The 2,679-nt window shown below is 64.7% G+C and carries 3 protein-coding genes; all 3 read left to right on the top strand.

The window, feature by feature from the left end; translation table 11 throughout:
- Positions 1-401 precede the first annotated feature (401 nt).
- The 3 genes from ACIRFL_RS43695 (at position 402) to ACIRFL_RS43685 (ending at position 2,654) form a co-directional block, all read left to right on the top strand.
- Positions 402-653, top strand: a complete 252-nt coding sequence (locus tag ACIRFL_RS43695) for an integrase core domain-containing protein (RefSeq protein ID WP_404041308.1) — start codon at positions 402-404, stop codon at positions 651-653.
- Between the two features lie 468 nt (positions 654-1,121).
- Positions 1,122-1,688, top strand: a complete 567-nt coding sequence (locus tag ACIRFL_RS43690; protein WP_404041306.1) for a hypothetical protein — start codon at positions 1,122-1,124, stop codon at positions 1,686-1,688.
- Between the two features lie 15 nt (positions 1,689-1,703).
- Complete coding sequence (locus ACIRFL_RS43685; protein ID WP_404041303.1) at positions 1,704-2,654, top strand: hypothetical protein; 951 nt, start codon at positions 1,704-1,706, stop codon at positions 2,652-2,654.
- The last annotated feature ends 25 nt before the right edge of the window (positions 2,655-2,679 follow it).

Below are 2,679 nucleotides of genomic sequence, written 5' to 3'. Positions count from 1 at the left end.
GCCGCCGCAGCCCTCGTCCTGCTCCAGCTCGAATACGACCGCACCATCTAAACGATCACACACAGCTATGACCGTTTACCGGGAAAGGCTCATTGCCCTGTCCTCGCGGCGCTGCCAGGGGGATGGCCGTGTCGTCGGTAGGGCATCTCGTTCGGGGTGGAGCCGGATGCGGGTCTGCCGCCAGGCGGTGTCGAACGAGATGTCGTTCTGGCTGGTTCGGACCAAGCGCCAGGCGTGCCAGCTCGTCCGGGGGCGAGCAGCCAGCGCCAGATCGCCGGGTTCACCAGGGACACCGTTACTCTTGGGCTGTGCGAGTCCAGGCCCGTTCATGCGCCGTCCGCCTGCGTGTGGGTTCCGTTGAGGAGCGCTTCTGCTCTGGCTGCGCGCTCGGGGCGTTTCGCATGGCGCATGCCTGCGGCGAGGACCTCGCCCACACCTGCATCAAGCCCCGCACGCCACGCCCGAACGGCACGGTCGAACGCTCCCACCGCATCGATGCCGAGGAGTTCTACCGGCTCCTCGACGGCGTCATCGTCGACGACGCCGAGGTCTTCAACGACAAGCTGCGCGAGTGGAAGGACTACCACAACGACCATCACCCTCACGGTGGTCTGGGCGGCCAGCCCCCCACGCACCGTGGATGCGACAGATGACGGCGCTGCGATAGATCGATTCGAACAGGCCATCGATAGCGGTTATTTTCGCCAATCTTATTGTTGGCGGGCGTATTCGCGCTCAGACGGTGATTGAGTCAGCTGCGATCGTCGAGCCAACAATTGATGAGCTCTACACACAAGTGACCGACTAGCGAATTGGGGGGCGAGGCGTGAGTGGATACGCCCATATCGAACGGCAGAAAGCGCCGCCCAGCTAACCCCAGATCTCCGCACTTTCCATCCATTGTTTCTCACGAGAATGTCCGTTGAGTTGACCGTTGGAAAATTCTGGCGCTTCGCTACGGCACTGTTTGGCGCGATATCGGGCTTGAAGACGCTTGTTCCGCTGCCGTTCATCGTTGGTTGGGCGGACTGTCGGCTGCGCGCTCTGTTTCTCTTCGGGCATGAGGCCAAGGAGGGGCGTGAGTGATGACGCGGATGAGGCGGCACCCTGGCTCAGGCGTCGTGAACGGCGCACTCGACCAGTTGCGAGCCAGGCGTAGACGACGCCTTTTGCGGCATGAAACCGAGCGCCTGGTGGCCTCCATGCCGATCCCGCGGCCCTTCGATTTCGATCGGTTCGTGGCGAATATCGAGCAGGCCCGCGGCCGACGTATCGTCCTGAAGCCGATGCCGGCCCACCTCGCCAACCTCACTGGCTTCTGCGGCCTCTGGATCAAACACGACGTCCGGCCGCTCGACCTGATCCTGCATCTCGAGGGCGGTTCGCCGGCGCATGAGCGGCAGATCAAAGTGCACGAGCTCGTCCACCTCTGGGCCGAGGATGCTACTGGTGTCATCGGCACCGACGAGGTCCTGCGCGATCTCACACCGGCACGAGTCGAGCAACTGGTAGCTGCCGGCCAAGCCGCCGGGCGGCGCCGCTACGACACCTCCATCGAGCAGCGCACCGAGGACGCGGCCACCCTCATCAGTCACTTGACCGCCGTCCCCGACCTCATCGAAGACTCCGTAGCCCGGCGCCTCGCCGAAGACTTCGCCAACCCGTTCAGTAGCAATACCGGCCTGTAGGGGGAAGCCATGACTATGACCGACGCGTTCGCTTACGCGATCGCAGGCCTTCTGATCATCCAGGCCGTCCTGAGGACCAAGTCCGCCTGGAAAGGGCGTCGTCGCGAGCGCTCGCTGTGGGGTGCTTTCGCCGCACTTGCGGTGAGCTGGTTGTGCCGGACATCGACCGTCAACGATCTCCTGGACGCGACAGGCATCCCCGATCTCGGCTTCCTGGTCAAGCACGCCACGGCGATCGTCGGAATCTGCGTGTTGCTCCGCTATGTCACCGCGGTCTACGCGGACGCGGACGCCGATGTGCGACGCAGCGCGCGCCTGTCCGCCGTCGTCCACCGGATCGCTGCGCGCGCGTCGGTCGGCACGATCGCCGTCATGGCGGCCGCCTTCTTCTTCCTGCTGGACCCGCCGGACACCAGCACCCTGTTCTTCCTGGAGCGCCACGAAGGAGATCTGGGTCTGCCGATCTACATGGGCCTGTTCTACCTCTACATGGGTGCGGCCGCCGCGGTCTGCGCCGTCCAATGGGGCGGCGCAGCCCGAGCGACCCCGGTTCGGTCGGTCCGTATCGGGATGCTCCTCATGTCTTGCGCGATGGTCCTGGCCGTGCTGTACGTGCTGCTGCGCACCGCCTTTGTGGTGACGATCACTGTGACTACAGTGTCCGACAGCACCAGTCAGACCCAGGAGGCGCTCACGGACTCCCTGTTGTACCTGTTCTCGCTGCTCTGGGGGATCGGCGCCATGGCGCCTGTCAGCCGAGCGGGCTCCGAACGGTACCGGGCGGTCCGCAGTCTCCTCTCGCTGCACTGGCTCTGGAGGGAGCTGGCCATGGCAGCACCTGACGTCGTCCGCTACAGGCCCAGCCGGCTCTTCGCGCGTCTGCCGTTCGTCGGCCAGCCTGCGTTCCGCGTAATTCAGCGTCCTAGAGTCACGAATCTGGGGTCTGACCTGCGCGGACATGGGTGAGGGCGCCTGAGAGGCGTTTCTCTAG

This window comes from Streptomyces sp. NPDC102462 (assembly GCF_044765425.1).
In the GTDB taxonomy this organism is placed as follows: domain Bacteria; phylum Actinomycetota; class Actinomycetes; order Streptomycetales; family Streptomycetaceae; genus Streptomyces.
Note: the sequence above shows the minus strand (reverse complement) of the source record. Positions and strands in the feature narration are given on the sequence as shown.